The sequence below is a fragment of the Undibacterium sp. KW1 genome (genome assembly GCF_009937955.1).
Taxonomy (GTDB): domain Bacteria; phylum Pseudomonadota; class Gammaproteobacteria; order Burkholderiales; family Burkholderiaceae_D; genus Undibacterium.
In genome coordinates this window covers 2197557-2210855 of the sequence record NZ_AP018439.1, presented here as the reverse complement: position 1 = coordinate 2210855, position 13299 = coordinate 2197557, and the positions used below count along the sequence as shown (strand labels likewise).

The following is a 13299-nucleotide window of genomic DNA, read 5'->3' as shown; positions in this document are numbered from 1 at the left end:
CCCGAACCCACCACTACTCCTTGATTTCAGTTGGAAATCGTTGGGACTTTGGTCACCAATAGGCTTGCCTGTGTTCTAGAATGCACGAGACCTAAGAATTGAGTGTATCGGGGTCGCGAATTATATCCACAAAAAGCAGCTAAATTGCATGTCGGCTGCATGTTCATATCGAATTAACGAAAACGATGCTTACCAATGAACACCACCTTGCCTAGTTTAAAAAACAGTCAATATTACCAAAGAACAATATCAATTTGCTTCCATTAGTCTCATATTGAGACTATAATCTAAAAAATTAACTGCCAAGTACTGATTGACGCCAACCGACGATTCGGTCCCAAACGAAAGGAAAATCATGATTACCAAGCAACAAATTTTTAATGCAATCCCAGATGTTTATGAATTACCCCAATGGAAACTAGGTGTTGCAGCGCTAGATTGGATCGTTCGTATTGAAGATGGCGCCATAGAATTCAATGAGAACTTGCACAGAGACTATTGTGCGGCATTAGCCCAAACAGCGGCAGCGCAACTAAGGCAAGTCGGTTTTAACGTTACGCAGCCATCTTTTTCCTCCCTGTTAGTCAATTAACCACCTGGCCCCGAAACGGGGCCATACACCATGTCATCTAAAAATTCAGCATTCAACAAGCTACCCCAATTCATTTGGGGTACGGCCACTTCCGATGAAAGTGATGTTTGTCTTGGCACGGACGAATTTCTAACTCATACCCGTTACCCTCGGTTCATCTGCCGACTGAGACAAGATAACCATCCTGCTGACGGTCACAAAAACGAAATACCTCTAGTTAGCACCGTTGGCTTAATGCCAGATGGATTAAAAGAAATATATGTGTGCCAGACTCATGGCGTGGCCATGTCCGATTTTGTTTGGCTCGATCCCAAACCAGAACCGGAAACGCTTAGAAAGGCATGCGATGACGCGATCATTAACCGTCTGCTGAGAGATGACGCTATGGGACTATTAGGGGGGGACGATGAAGACTAAAGACTTAATCGCCTGGCAGGCCACAATGAAGCTAACCTATGATAGCGCCGCAAAGGCCCTGGGAGTCAGTCGAGCCACTTACGCCAGGTATATCGCTGGCAGCAGCATCCCTTTTCACATTGGCCTGGCATGCGCCGCGATTGCAAACGGTCTTGCGCCGTGGACAGAGGAAAAATAAATTTTCTTTACCCGCTTGCAATAGTCTCAAATTGAGACTATTATTAACACATAGACAGCACAACACTGTTTAGCGCCAACCGACGAATCGGTCTCAAACGAAAGGAACCAAACGATGCAACATATTACCGCCCCAGCATTCGATTTAAATGGCAGAAGTATCGGCCATCAAACCGCAGAAGTAGATTTTCATAACGGCCAAGCGGTTTCAATTGTATACAAGGGGATCAGCTACTACACTTCCAGCAAGTTTGGTAAAAATGCTGTTGCCGGCGAATGGGTCCAGGAGCTCAGTGCAGAAAACGATTCAAAGCGCATCTGGGTAAATCGCGGTGCGACCACAATCTGGGAAGATTGAAATCAAATCAACACTGATAAACTTATACGGCCTAAAAATGAACGCCCAAATACATAAACTTTTAAAAAAATTAAATAGCGCAGTAGACGAAGATACTAGAAACGTTACTATTATTCTTCGCAGCGGCAAGGAAGTCATAGGAATGATAGACGGTATAGTTTCAGACGAAGTGATCGTTTTGAAAAATACAACGTACTACAGCTATATTGATATAAATGAAATAGTCGGAATAATGACGCATGTAGCAAATTAATTGATAGTGTATTGTTAAAAAATGGGCCAGAAATTCTGGCCCATTTTTCATTCTGCTAGAACAACCCAACCGGGTCACTTGCCCGGTCCCATGAATAGATTATCACCTCCATTCTGTCCACGGTCTTGCCACCACCCCCGACGCTGTACTTTATCGGCACTGTATCGATCTCGAAGCCTGCAAAGATTCGCCGGATATCCGGGTGGTCGTTCAAGCTGATGATGGCCTTGCCTTTTAACTTCTTGAGCGTGTCGGCCATCAGCTCATATTGCTCGATCCCAAAATCCACACCGTAGCCTTCCGTTTCCCAATATGGCGGGTCCAGGTAAAAGAATGTGTGTGGTCTGTCATAGCGCAGCATAAGCTTGTGCCAGTCCATGTTTTCAATGAAAGCAGAAGCCAGGCGGAGGTGCGCTGCAGAGATGTTTTCCTCTGGTTACTGATGGGTGTCATAGTTGGACTCTGATGCTACTTGCTCATCCTCAGGGGCCTCTAACAGGGCCGCATGGGTGCGGGCAACATCGTCCGGCAGTTCGATTTCTTCGCCTGGATATTTGACGCTGCCATCATCCAGAACGAAGGAACCGGCCTTGATACGGTAGATCCAGCAATGTATCGGTGTCGGCAGATCCTGCGAACGGTTGCCATGATCCTAGCTGCTGACTGCTGCGCGATGCGCCATCATGCGCGGGGAAAGCTGCTGTCGCTCTGGGCAATGCAGTATCCGCCGCACGAACGTACGGTTTCTTTTGTCGTCTTTTCATGATCAGAAGTATTGATAGATAACGCGACGTGAATTGCCACCGCCACCTAACGCAGCAATCTGGCTCTTGAGCTGGGCGATATACGTTTGCAACGCTGGTACTTGCGCCGGTGTGTATCGAATCTTCGTACCTGAGCGGTCAAACTCGACAACTTGCGTCCCGGTCATCAGTTTGTTGAGCGCATCCTCTGCGCCGGACAAGTAAGCTTGTAGTTTTGCGAGATCAGCCATTATTCATAATCCGTAGAGTGGTAAACGACAAATCCCGACTCTTGGCCGGGACTTTGCTGTGTAGGTGTTGGTCGTGGTGCCGAAACTTTGGGGTTTTCTCTCGGCCTTGCTTGGGGTTTAACCGGCTGCTGTTCTTCCTGGTCTTCGACCGTGGCAATTTTGGGAACCGGAGGTGCGAAAATGTCTTGCTGATCCGGATCAACCCGGAGTTTCTTACGCTCCCAATCTGCCTCGCGCCAGCGATGCAAGCCTAAAAAATGCGCTGCAGCCAGGTTGTACACCATCAAATCCCATGCTTCATTCCGGGCAGCTTTGGCTTTTACCCACTCTGTCCGCTTGAAACCTTTGACATACCTGGTCAGCTTGCGTTCGGCAGTCATTTGCTCATAGTAATCAGCGGATAAATCTTCGCTGAAATGAATGGCGCCTGGTCCACTATCAAACTTGATGCGGTTATATATCCAGTCCTTTGCTGTATCAGTGCCGCCCTTGAATTCTTTGGTATCGATGGTGTTTCGGCTGTCACGGCTTCTTGGTGCAGCCACACATTCGTTGACCACCGGCACGGCATTGATCGTCTTATCGATACGACCACTGACACGCTTGGCCAGGCTAAGAGATGGCAGCAACACCAGCATATTGCCGGGGGCCTGGTGAATGCTTCCGCATATCCAGTTCAAAGCAACCTGCGTTTTCATCAGTTGGGACGCCACCTTAGCTACGACACGACGGCACGGATGCTCAGGCGACAGGCACTGCATTACTTCTTCAGCGTATGGTGTCCGGTCACTACTGTACTTGCCTGGTTCAGCGCCATTTTCAGGCGGGATAGCACTCTACAAGCGGCTCCGCCAGCGCAGGTTTGGCGGATTCAGCCTGCAGTCATTGCGCGAATTTGTCAAAGCAATGGTCACTGATTACCGCAATGATTTTTCTCTGCCGGATGATCTACTCGGTGATCTATATCCGTTTGAAGGTGGCGCTGACGAAACCGTGTGTCAATACATTGACCAGGCATCCATTGAAGAAGTGCAAATCCTGCTCGTCGATCTGGTTCTTGGTGAATCACTTATCCAAAGCAAGACGCAGGCAGTCGCGGTGGCGTATCTGTTTGCAATCGAGACGGCCATGCGCCAAGGGGAAATCTGCGGCCTACTTGAAGCACATATCACCGGCAACGTGGCCCACTTGCCAAAAACAAAAAATGGAATGAAGCGCGACGTCCCTTTGTCAAAGCAAGCGCTGAAGCTTTTAAGCTACCTACCAAAGCCGGAAAGGGCCGAGGACAATTTATTTATGCTGTCGGCAGATAGTCTAAGCACTTTGTTCAGGAAGGCCACTAAAGCCTGTTTAATTGAGGATTTGACGTTTCATGATTCGCGCCATGAAGCGATTACGCGCCTGGCCAAGAAGCTTAATGTTCTTGACCTGGCGCGTATGGTGGGACATAGGGACTTGAGAATGCTGCAGGTCTATTACAACGAGTCTGCAGCAGAGATGGCATCGAGACTGGATTAAGCGCGGCGCTCCGTGTATTTCTCTGCCCACTGGATGACATCCTTGGCCTTGTATAGCGGGTGGCCACGTTTGCCTGTTTCAGTCGGCAGGCGTATTGCTGGTGGAAAGTCAGGTTTACAAGCGATCCTTTCTCTTACCACCGATTCATTGCGCTTCAGAAACTGTGCGATTGTTGAAATATCCCACAGGTCAATCGATAGCGGTATTGCTGGCTTTATCTGTGCCACAACAGCGGCAGCGATTTTCTGGATGATGTCTGTGTCGCTCATGCTGCACCTTTAGATGTTGGGTATGGCCAGGGGGCAATTTTTTGTAATACTGCTTCTGCCTCTTTTTCTGTCTCGGTTTTTTCCGGCAGGGCTGCGTCGGCTGGCTTCTCAGTTTTTGGCTTGCGACCACGCTTCGCAGGTTTTTGCACTGGCTCTGGTGCTGGTTCAGGCTCGACGGGTGTCTCCAGTTCGGCACGTACCTGGTCGGGGTCGATGCCTTCGGCCCTCGCCATTGCAAGCACGGTGTTAAATTGGTCGTCTTCGTCACCGATTTCATCCAGGCAGTATTGGTTTACGCTAGGCTCATCATTAAACCCGCAATATAGCTTGATCCTGTCGATTTCGTCCTGTGTTGGCCTACGATCCCGATGCGGGGATTCTTTCGGCCTGCGCACGTCCTTGGTCGGACTGTGCGATATCCACTTCCATTCTGTTGCAGCAGTGCTAAGGACGTGGGACCACAGATTTAAAATTCTGTTAATTGTCGAGCCTGAAACACCTTTTGTTTCTTCCGTGCCTTTCATGCGTAGGTCACGCCACCGGCCAATCAGATCAGATGACATATCTACCAGCTCGATGTCGCCCAGCCGCTTACCATCCATCACAAATTCGACCAGGGCATTAAGGCGCAGCGCCTCCCATCGATACCCCCGTTTGTGCTTTGATACCTCCAGCTCGTAACGGCGACAGGCATCTTCAAAAGTTTTTCCTTTGAGAATGCCGGTATCGACGTGATTGCGTATTGCAGATTCACGCTCAGTAGCCCAGGCCACGGCCTGCGCCTTTGTCGGGCGCACCAATGACTCACGATGGCCCTTGATATTGATCTGCGCCCGCCAGCCATTCGCCATTTTCGTAAACGATGCCAAAATAACACCCGCAATTAAAATGAATTGGCGAATAGTAAACTGTCGTGGGGAGTTTGTGGGGGAATTGTGGGGAGTTGGAAACAGAAAATAGTGGTTTAAAGCGGCAATTTGCGCATTTGCGAAACCAACAAAAAACCCCGCAGAGCCTTGATTTCATTGGCTTTGCGGGTTTTATGATGATATGTGATGTAAGTACGTGGTGCCCGAGGCCGGAATCGAACCGGCACGCCCGCTATTAACGAAGCGGCGGATTTTAAGTCCGATGTGTCTACCAGTTTCACCACTCGGGCCCACTACTACAACCTGCTTAGCGAAACGCTAAGTCGGGTTCTGGAAAAAAAAGCGCTCTAAAAGCGCTTTTTGTATTTGGAGGCGGGGGTCGGGATCGAACCGGCGTCTACGGCTTTGCAGGCCGCTGCATAACCACTTTGCTACCCCGCCAGGGGTGCTATCTCTGCTGATCGTCTAATGTGATTTTATCACGCTTGATGATTGCTGAAATGCGGTGCAACTTGAACAAAAAAGGGAAGCTTTGCTTCCCTTCAGAATCTGGAGCGGGAGAAGAGTCTCGAACTCTCGACCTCAACCTTGGCAAGGTTGCGCTCTACCAACTGAGCTACTCCCGCAGATGTACTGCTGATACTTCAGGTACTACGCCATTTTGGAGCGGGAGAAGAGTCTCGAACTCTCGACCTCAACCTTGGCAAGGTTGCGCTCTACCAACTGAGCTACTCCCGCATTTTTACTACCGTGCTACTTTACTGCTTTTCGCTGCCATTCCAAAAACTTTGGAGCGGGAGAAGAGTCTCGAACTCTCGACCTCAACCTTGGCAAGGTTGCGCTCTACCAACTGAGCTACTCCCGCATCGCGAAGACCAGAATTATATATCATCCAGCCATTCTGTCAACCACCCATTCCAAGATCACTGCGCGCTTATTCAACGATCATTCCATGCTTATCCCATTTTGTCGGTAGTTTCCTTGATTAAAGGCCATGCCTTGCGCAGATAATAGAACATAGACCAGACTGTGAGGATGGCGGCAATAATCAATAACCATGAGCCAAAGAAGCTGGTATCGATTACTCCGAACAAGACATCGTTAAATAACAGCATAGGTATCGCGGTCATTTGTGCCGCTGTCTTGATTTTGCCAAGAGAGCTGACTGCGACTGACTTGGAGGCGCCAATCAGCGCCATCCATTCACGCAGCGCAGAGATAGTGATTTCACGGCCTATGATAATGAAAGCGAAAACAGTATTGACGCGATCCAGCTGAACCAGTGCCAGCAATGCACCTGCCACCATCAGTTTGTCTGCCACCGGGTCAAGGAAGGCACCAAATGAGGAAGTCTGGTTCCACCGCCTTGCCAGGAAACCGTCAAACCAGTCGGTTACCGCCGCAACTATAAAAATCGCAGTAGCAACGACGCCTTGCTCAAACCGGGTCAGCCAGACTTCGGGCAGGTAAAAAACACCAACCACCAGCGGTATCAACGCGACACGTAGCCAGGTCAGCAGGATAGGAAAATTGAAAGGCATGTCTTTTTTGGTTTTTATTCGGTTTATGCATCAGGCTCGCTGACTACAATGCCAGCATCTGACGCAATTATATTTCCCTATCGCAGCCGCTTGTAAATTTCTTCTGCCAATTGGCGGGAAATACCTTCGACACTGGCCAAATCGGCGACGCTGGCATCGCTGACCCCCTTTAAACCTCCAAAACGTACCAGCAGGCGCTGGCGGCGCTTGGGGCCTATGCCCTCTATCTCTTCCAGTTGCGAGGTCTGTCTGGCCTTGTCGCGCTTGGCACGCATGCCTGTGATGGCAAAGCGGTGCGCCTCGTCGCGGATCTGGGCGATCAGCATGAGGGCAGCAGATTCTTTACCCAGCTCCTTTTCTGCACGGCCATCAACGAACACCAGGGTCTCAAGGCCGACCTTGCGGCCCTCGCCTTTGGCGACGCCGACGATGAGGCTGATATCAAGGCCAAGCTCAACAAAAACTTGGCGTGCAATTTCCACCTGACCTTTGCCACCGTCAATCAGGACGATGTCTGGCATGCGGCGCGCATTAGTCTCTTCACCGCTGGCGTCACCACTAGCGACTTTTTCATAGCGGCGGAACAGCACCTGGCGCATGGCAGCGTAATCGTCGCCCCAGTAATATCCTTGATATTGAAGCGGCGGTATTCACTGTTTTGCATGGCATGGTGGTGGAACACCACGCAGGATGCCTGGGTGGCTTCGCCCTGGGTGTGGCTGATATCAAAACACTCCACGCGCAATTCTTCAAGGTTTTCTACATCGAGCTCCAGCACGCTTGCCAGGGCGCGCGTGCGGGCCTGCTGCGAGCCCTGCTCTGACAGCATACGCGCCAGCGCCAGTCTGGCCCCCTTGACGGCCATGTCCAGCCAGGCACGGCGTTGCTCTTGCGGCTGAAATGACAAGTGAATACGATGACCGCATTGCTCGGCCAGTGCCAGTATCAAATCAGGTGCATCGAGTTCCACATTCATGACGAGTGTCGCTGGGATGAATTGATCAACATAATGTTGTGCCAGAAAGGCCGAGATGACCTCAACCTCGATTTCATTTTCTGCGACGCTGAGGGCATCATCGACATGCGTGGGGAAATAAGCCCGGTCACCCAGATGCCGCCCGCCCCTGACCATGGCCAGGTTGACGCAGGCACGACCACCCTCCACTACCACAGCGAGAATATCGATATCAACATCGCCTGCGGTTTCCATGCTTTGCTGATGCAAGACTTTAGAAAGGGCCTGCATTTGATTGCGCACTGCGGCGGCCTGCTCGAATTTGAGTTCCATGGAAAAATCCAGCATCTTTTTTTCCAGAGTCTGCATGACTTCCAACTGGCGGCCACGCAAAAAGTCAGCGGCATTATTGACGTCTTGCTGGTAGTCTTCTGGCGTAATAATCTTGACGCAAGGCGCACTGCAACGGCCGATCTGGTGCAGCAGACATGGGCGGGTACGGTTGGCGAATACACTGTCTTCGCAACTGCGCAGCAAAAAGACTTTCTGCAAAATCTGCATCGACTCCTTGACAGCCCAACTGGACGGAAACGGCCCGAAGTATTGGTGTTTCTTATCGATCGCACCACGGTAATACATCATGCGTGGCGTTTTTTCTGTGGTGATTTTCAGGTATGGATAAGACTTATCATCACGAAACAGGATGTTATAGCGCGGCTTTAAAGCCTTGATGAGATTGTTTTCAAGGATCAGTGCCTCAGCTTCGCTACGGGTGACCGTAGTTTCGAGCCTGGCGATTTTCTCTACCATCATCGCAATGCGCGGGGGAGAGTTTTTGAGAAAATAGCTGGAAACACGTTTTTTTAAATCACGCGCCTTGCCGACGTACAGCACCTGGTCATTGCTATCGAAATAGCGATATACACCCGGTAGGTTGGGTAATTTGGCAACCAGATCGAGCACCTGCTGGCGTGCTTCTGAGATATTTGGTTCGGTCATGATGCAATCAATCTGCGGCGCTGGTAGGAGGTAGAAGCCGCTACTTTAGCAGGGATTGTTCAGTTCGATGATGACGAAGGCGATGGCATAATCAGTTTCATCGCTGACGGAGATACTCGCCTTCAGGCTGCGCTCCTGCATCCATTGCAACATATTGCCATTTGCCTGCACGACGGGCTGGCCCTGGTCGTTATTCAGTGTTTGCATGGCATGCCAGTTCATGGGGTCACGCATGCCCATGCCAACGGCTTTGGAGAAAGCTTCTTTTGCGGCAAACCGGGTGGCCAGATAACGCAGGCCGCGTGCTTCAACCAGAGCTTTACGTTCGCGATAAATCACCAGCTCTTCTGGCCCCAGGATTTTTTCAGCAAAGCGATCACCGTTACGCGTAATGGCTTCTTGCATGCGTGAGATTTGTACGATGTCGGTGCCTATGCCGTAAATCATCTCAGGCCACTTTATGCAAGCTTGCCAGGCGGGCTTTGACCATCAAGGCCTTCATATCGCTGATGGATTTTTGCCAGCCTACGAACAGGGCTTGGGCGACGATGGCATGGCCTATATTTAATTCTGAAATTTCAGGGATGGCAGCGATTGCGGCAGTATTAGTCATGTGCAATCCATGTCCGGCATTCACTTTCAAACCATGGCGTATGCCAGCGATAGCGGCTTGTGATATGCGCGCCAGTTCTTTCACCTGCAACGCTGGATCAGCCGCATCAGCATAGCGACCTGTGTGAATTTCTATGACGCTTGCGCCAGCTTCTGAGCTGGCCTGTATCTGCTGTTCATCCGCATTGATGAATAATGACACGCGTATACCTGCCGCCTGCAATTGCCGGACTGCGGCCTGCACTTTGGCAAAATCACGGGCAACATCAAGGCCACCTTCAGTTGTGACTTCTTCACGGCGTTCCGGCACCAGGCAAACGTCTTGCGGCAGAATGCGGCAAGCCAGGTCCAGCATTTCATTATTGACGGCAGTTTCCAGGTTCATGCGCGTCAAGATGCGCGGGCGCAATTGTTCTACGTCTGCATCGCGGATGTGGCGGCGGTCTTCACGCAGATGCAGGGTGATGCAATCTGCGCCTGCCTCTTCTGCCAGCAAGGCGGCTTGCAAGGGATCTGGATAAGTCGTACCGCGCGCATTACGCAGGGTGGCAACGTGGTCGATATTGATGCCCAGTTCTATCAACTGGCTTTGTTGATGGATATTCATAGATTTTGCAAATCAATCAGTATTTGCCGGGTATTCAGCGCTGCACCGTGCAGGTGATGCGCAAGCAAAAAACGCATCAGCAACTTGCTTTGCAGTTGTGTGCTTTGCTCAGTATAGTCGCCGCGCTGCATGGCCAGCAATGTCTTGCCACTGACCCTGGGTACATTGTCTGAGGACATGGCTGGCCTGGGGCCGCGTTCCGGGTCAAGCACATAGAACTGCTCTGCCTGCACGCGTTCTCGCTCTTGAGTGCAGCGTGTCAGGTCACCCAGCAAACCGGATTCGCGCAATAGTGCGAGTTCAAAGCGGCGCAGGACGATAGTGGCAGGCTCATCATGCGCGAGTTGATTTAAGGTGGAAACATACAGGTCAAACAAGTCGGGGTGCGCTTCATCGCGCATGAGAAACTTGACCAGTAATTCATTGAGATAAAAACCGCAGAGCAAGGCTGATTTTTCCAGCGGCAGCATGCCGCCCACCCAGTCTGCTGTCGTCAGCGTGCGTATCTCGCCCTTGCCTGTCCAGCCCAGTTGCAAGGGCTGGAAAGTTTGCAAGACACTGCGTAATTGCGAATGCGGGCGTTTTGCCCCCTTGGCAACCAGGGCGACGCGTCCATGGTCGCGCGTCAATACATCGATGATGAGGCTGGTTTCTTTGTAGGGCCAGGAATGCAGGACAAAACCTGGCTGCTCCAGTATGCGCAAATCTTTGGCCGGGGATTTGCTGGCAACACGTGAGGTCGCTGAACTTGCCGCGCTTGCTTTAGGTGCGCGTGGTCTTGCAGCAGTTTTTTTGGCAGCAGGTGGCGCTGGTGGGACAGCCGCCGCATCTGTTACGGCGCTGTCTTCCTGCACGGCGACTGCCTGCTCATCCATGGATGGTTTTACTCGTAACCGTAGGCACGCAAACCGGCTTCATTGTCTGCCCAGCCAGATTTGACCTTGACCCAGATTTCCAGATACACAGGGCCGCCAAACAGCTTTTCCATATCCTGGCGTGACTGGGTGGAAATATCTTTCAGGCGCGCGCCCTTGTTGCCTATAACCATGGATTTATGACCATCCCTATCGACCAGGATGGCAACAAAGACACGGCGCAGATTACCCTCTTGCTCAAACTTTTCTATCAGGACAGTGCTGGTGTAAGGCAGTTCATCACCAACGAAGCGGAACAGTTTTTCACGGACGATTTCTGCGGCAAGAAATTTCTCACTGCGGTCGGTGATGTCATCCTCGCCAAACATAGGCGGGTTCAGCGGCAGGTATTTGCGGATTTCGCCTTCAAGGTTTTCCAGCTGGAAGCGCAAGGTCGCAGACACTGGCACGATCGCAGCGAAATTATGCAATGCTGCCACCTTTTGGGCAAACGGCATCATCACGGCCTTGTCTTTGACGCGGTCGGATTTATTGATGACGAGGATACACGGCACATTTTTGGGCAGCAAATCGATCACTTGTTGATCTGCCGGGCCAAATGTGCCTGCTTCTATGATGTACAAAATCACGTCTGCGGCTGTCAGCGTCGTGGTAACAGTACGGTTCAGCGTGCGGTTCAGCGCATTTGAATGGCGGGTCTGGAAACCCGGTGTATCAATATAAACAAACTGGGTATTGTCTTTGGTCTGTATGCCGGTAATGCGATGGCGCGTGGTTTGAGCCTTGCGCGAGGTAATACTGACCTTGGCGCCGATCAGGGCGTTCATCAGGGTCGATTTACCGACATTAGGCCGCCCGACGATGGCGATATAACCACAGCGGAAATCAGGATTGTCTATTAATTCAGTCATGCGTCGTCAGGCAGTCTTAGGGTGAGTCTCGGGGTGGACATCATGGGCCAGCACTTCATCTGCTGCAGCCTCACTGTTAGCGGCACTATTGCTGGCTTTTGTCTTCTCGGCCTTGGGTGTTTCTGCATCCAACAGGCTTTTTTGTCTGGCTGATTGCGGTTTGGTCTCGGCCACGGCCGCATCACCTTGCACAGTCGCTATGCCCGCCAGTTTGAGCTGGGATGCGCGTGGCTTGGCTTTTTTCGCTGCAGGTGAACGCACCAGCATAGCCAGGGCAGTTTCCAGTGCCAGTTTGGCGGCTGCCTGCTCGCCTGCACGGCGGCTACCACCCGTACCAAATACTTGAATTTCAAGTTTGGGGACCAGACACTCAATTTCAAATTCCTGGTTATGTGCAGCACCATGGGTTGCCACTACATTATATTGCGGCAAAGCGATTTTTTTACTTTGCAAGAATTCTTGCAGCAGGGTCTTGGCATCCTTGCCCAGAGTAGTAGGATCAACACTGGCCAGCACAGGTGCATACAGCGCACGTATCACTTCACGTGCCGCATCAAAACCTGCATCAAGGAAAATCGCGCCAAACAAGGCTTCCAGCGTATCAGCGAGAATGGATGGGCGACGGAATCCACCGGATTTCAATTCACCCTCCCCAGGCGCAAGAATTGCGACAATTCTATTCTCTGGGCGATTTCGTACAGCGATTGTTGTTTGACCAGATTGGCACGTACACGCGACAAATCACCTTCATCAATATTGGCAAAACTGTCAAACAACAGGGAAGCGACCACGCAATTCAAGACTGAGTCACCAAGAAATTCCAGACGTTCATTATGCAAAACACTATGACTACGATGTGTCAAAGCCTGCTGCAACAAAGCGGGGTTGCTAAACTGGTGCCCCAGCCTTTTCTGCAATAGTTGTTGATTCATACGCGTAGCTTATTCTGCCTTGGCAGGTTTTGTAATGACGACACCGTTCTTTGCAGTAGTGTTCGAGTACTCCATCAATATGCTGGCTGGACCAACCAGGGGAATTTTTTTGGAGTAAGAAAAATGCAGGTCATATCCACCCTCGTTGTTTTTGATGATAAGGAGGTCCTTGCCTGTTACTGCATCAAAATAACCAACTTCCCTTTGCTTATCAAAGGCGATCTGTATTTCCCTTGGACTGGTTCCATTCTTGACGTTATTCATCGCTTTATTGATGGAATTATATTCAATCGCGGTAGGCACCACTTTCATTGCAACCATAGCAACAACAATGATGACGGCAATCGCCATGATCAAGCCAATCAGGGTGATACCTTTTTGTTTTTTTAATGCGGAATATTGAATATTTGACATAGATTT

At 50.7% G+C, this 13299-nt stretch carries 17 protein-coding genes, 5 tRNA genes and 3 pseudogenes; 7 read left to right on the top strand and 18 right to left on the bottom strand.

Features of this window, described 5'->3' with window-relative positions:
• Nucleotides 1–355: 355 nt before the first annotated feature.
• The 5 genes from UNDKW_RS09875 to UNDKW_RS09855 all read left to right on the top strand — a co-directional run bounded on the left by UNDKW_RS09875 (nucleotide 356) and on the right by UNDKW_RS09855 (nucleotide 1797).
• Nucleotides 356–592 (top strand): hypothetical protein, encoded by a 237-nt coding sequence (locus UNDKW_RS09875; RefSeq protein ID WP_162058542.1) that lies wholly within the window; start codon nucleotides 356–358, stop codon nucleotides 590–592.
• 30 nt (nucleotides 593–622) lie between these two features.
• On the top strand, nucleotides 623–1009 hold the full coding sequence (locus UNDKW_RS09870) for a hypothetical protein (protein ID WP_162058541.1): 387 nt from the start codon (nucleotides 623–625) through the stop codon (nucleotides 1007–1009).
• Nucleotides 999–1187, top strand: a complete 189-nt coding sequence (locus tag UNDKW_RS31125; protein ID WP_162058540.1) for a helix-turn-helix transcriptional regulator — start codon at nucleotides 999–1001, stop codon at nucleotides 1185–1187. The genes UNDKW_RS09870 and UNDKW_RS31125 overlap by 11 nt, the downstream gene beginning before the upstream one ends.
• Before the next feature lie 114 nt (nucleotides 1188–1301).
• Nucleotides 1302–1544, top strand: coding sequence for a hypothetical protein (locus tag UNDKW_RS09860; RefSeq protein ID WP_162058539.1), 243 nt, complete (start codon nucleotides 1302–1304; stop codon nucleotides 1542–1544).
• Nucleotides 1545–1581: 37 nt separating this feature from the next.
• Nucleotides 1582–1797 (top strand): hypothetical protein, encoded by a 216-nt coding sequence (locus UNDKW_RS09855; RefSeq protein ID WP_162058538.1) that lies wholly within the window; start codon nucleotides 1582–1584, stop codon nucleotides 1795–1797.
• A gap of 55 nt (nucleotides 1798–1852) precedes the next feature.
• On the opposite strand, the pseudogene UNDKW_RS09850 reads toward UNDKW_RS09855, so the two are convergent.
• Nucleotides 1853–2230 (bottom strand): annotated as a pseudogene (locus UNDKW_RS09850) (DNA adenine methylase); the annotation flags it as partial.
• Nucleotides 2231–2302: 72 nt separating this feature from the next.
• Here UNDKW_RS09850 and UNDKW_RS09845 point away from each other — a divergent pair.
• Entirely contained in the window at nucleotides 2303–2563 is a 261-nt protein-coding gene (locus UNDKW_RS09845) for a hypothetical protein (RefSeq protein ID WP_162058537.1), read from the top strand.
• On the opposite strand, the gene gpW is transcribed toward UNDKW_RS09845, so the two are convergent.
• Nucleotides 2564–2791: a gpW family head-tail joining protein gene (gene gpW, locus UNDKW_RS09840; RefSeq protein ID WP_162058536.1), complete on the bottom strand. Its 228-nt coding sequence runs from the start codon at nucleotides 2789–2791 to the stop codon at nucleotides 2564–2566.
• On the bottom strand, nucleotides 2791–3552 hold the full coding sequence (locus tag UNDKW_RS09835) for a terminase gpA endonuclease subunit (protein WP_370529104.1): 762 nt from the start codon (nucleotides 3550–3552) through the stop codon (nucleotides 2791–2793). Before UNDKW_RS09835 ends, gpW begins: the two co-directional genes overlap by 1 nt.
• A gap of 37 nt (nucleotides 3553–3589) precedes the next feature.
• Here UNDKW_RS09835 and UNDKW_RS09830 point away from each other — a divergent pair, with 37 nt between their 5' ends.
• Complete coding sequence (locus UNDKW_RS09830) at nucleotides 3590–4309, top strand: site-specific integrase (RefSeq protein WP_232063325.1); 720 nt, start codon at nucleotides 3590–3592, stop codon at nucleotides 4307–4309.
• Here the strand turns inward: UNDKW_RS09830 and UNDKW_RS09825 are convergent.
• From UNDKW_RS09825 to UNDKW_RS09755, 15 genes and pseudogenes are all read right to left on the bottom strand, one after another.
• Nucleotides 4306–4578: a hypothetical protein gene (locus UNDKW_RS09825; RefSeq protein WP_162058535.1), complete on the bottom strand. Its 273-nt coding sequence runs from the start codon at nucleotides 4576–4578 to the stop codon at nucleotides 4306–4308. The two genes, UNDKW_RS09830 and UNDKW_RS09825, sit on opposite strands and share 4 nt — an antisense overlap.
• On the bottom strand, nucleotides 4575–5447 hold the full coding sequence (locus UNDKW_RS09820) for a hypothetical protein (RefSeq protein ID WP_162058534.1): 873 nt from the start codon (nucleotides 5445–5447) through the stop codon (nucleotides 4575–4577). Before UNDKW_RS09820 ends, UNDKW_RS09825 begins: the two co-directional genes overlap by 4 nt.
• A gap of 197 nt (nucleotides 5448–5644) precedes the next feature.
• Nucleotides 5645–5737 (bottom strand) — tRNA-Leu (locus UNDKW_RS09815).
• A gap of 77 nt (nucleotides 5738–5814) precedes the next feature.
• Nucleotides 5815–5888, bottom strand: a tRNA-Cys gene (locus UNDKW_RS09810).
• 109 nt (nucleotides 5889–5997) lie between these two features.
• A tRNA-Gly gene (locus tag UNDKW_RS09805) sits at nucleotides 5998–6073 on the bottom strand.
• 36 nt (nucleotides 6074–6109) lie between these two features.
• Nucleotides 6110–6185, bottom strand: a tRNA-Gly gene (locus tag UNDKW_RS09800).
• A gap of 51 nt (nucleotides 6186–6236) precedes the next feature.
• Nucleotides 6237–6312, bottom strand: a tRNA-Gly gene (locus UNDKW_RS09795).
• A 91-nt stretch (nucleotides 6313–6403) separates the two neighbouring features.
• On the bottom strand, nucleotides 6404–6988 hold the full coding sequence (gene pgsA / locus UNDKW_RS09790; RefSeq protein WP_162058533.1) for a CDP-diacylglycerol--glycerol-3-phosphate 3-phosphatidyltransferase: 585 nt from the start codon (nucleotides 6986–6988) through the stop codon (nucleotides 6404–6406).
• 77 nt (nucleotides 6989–7065) lie between these two features.
• Nucleotides 7066–8942: pseudogene (gene uvrC / locus UNDKW_RS09785) on the bottom strand (excinuclease ABC subunit UvrC).
• Between the two features lie 45 nt (nucleotides 8943–8987).
• On the bottom strand, nucleotides 8988–9389 hold the full coding sequence (gene acpS, locus UNDKW_RS09780; protein ID WP_162058532.1) for a holo-ACP synthase: 402 nt from the start codon (nucleotides 9387–9389) through the stop codon (nucleotides 8988–8990).
• Nucleotide 9390: 1 nt separating this feature from the next.
• Nucleotides 9391–10161: a pyridoxine 5'-phosphate synthase gene (gene pdxJ, locus UNDKW_RS09775; protein ID WP_162058531.1), complete on the bottom strand. Its 771-nt coding sequence runs from the start codon at nucleotides 10159–10161 to the stop codon at nucleotides 9391–9393.
• Nucleotides 10158–11036: a DNA repair protein RecO gene (recO, locus tag UNDKW_RS09770; protein WP_162058530.1), complete on the bottom strand. Its 879-nt coding sequence runs from the start codon at nucleotides 11034–11036 to the stop codon at nucleotides 10158–10160. Before recO ends, pdxJ begins: the two co-directional genes overlap by 4 nt.
• Before the next feature lie 8 nt (nucleotides 11037–11044).
• Nucleotides 11045–11947, bottom strand: a complete 903-nt coding sequence (gene era / locus UNDKW_RS09765) for a GTPase Era (protein ID WP_162040895.1) — start codon at nucleotides 11945–11947, stop codon at nucleotides 11045–11047.
• Nucleotides 11948–11953: 6 nt separating this feature from the next.
• Nucleotides 11954–12879 (bottom strand): annotated as a pseudogene (gene rnc, locus UNDKW_RS09760) (ribonuclease III).
• A gap of 9 nt (nucleotides 12880–12888) precedes the next feature.
• Complete coding sequence (locus tag UNDKW_RS09755) at nucleotides 12889–13293, bottom strand: DUF4845 domain-containing protein (RefSeq protein WP_162058529.1); 405 nt, start codon at nucleotides 13291–13293, stop codon at nucleotides 12889–12891.
• Nucleotides 13294–13299 lie beyond the last annotated feature (6 nt).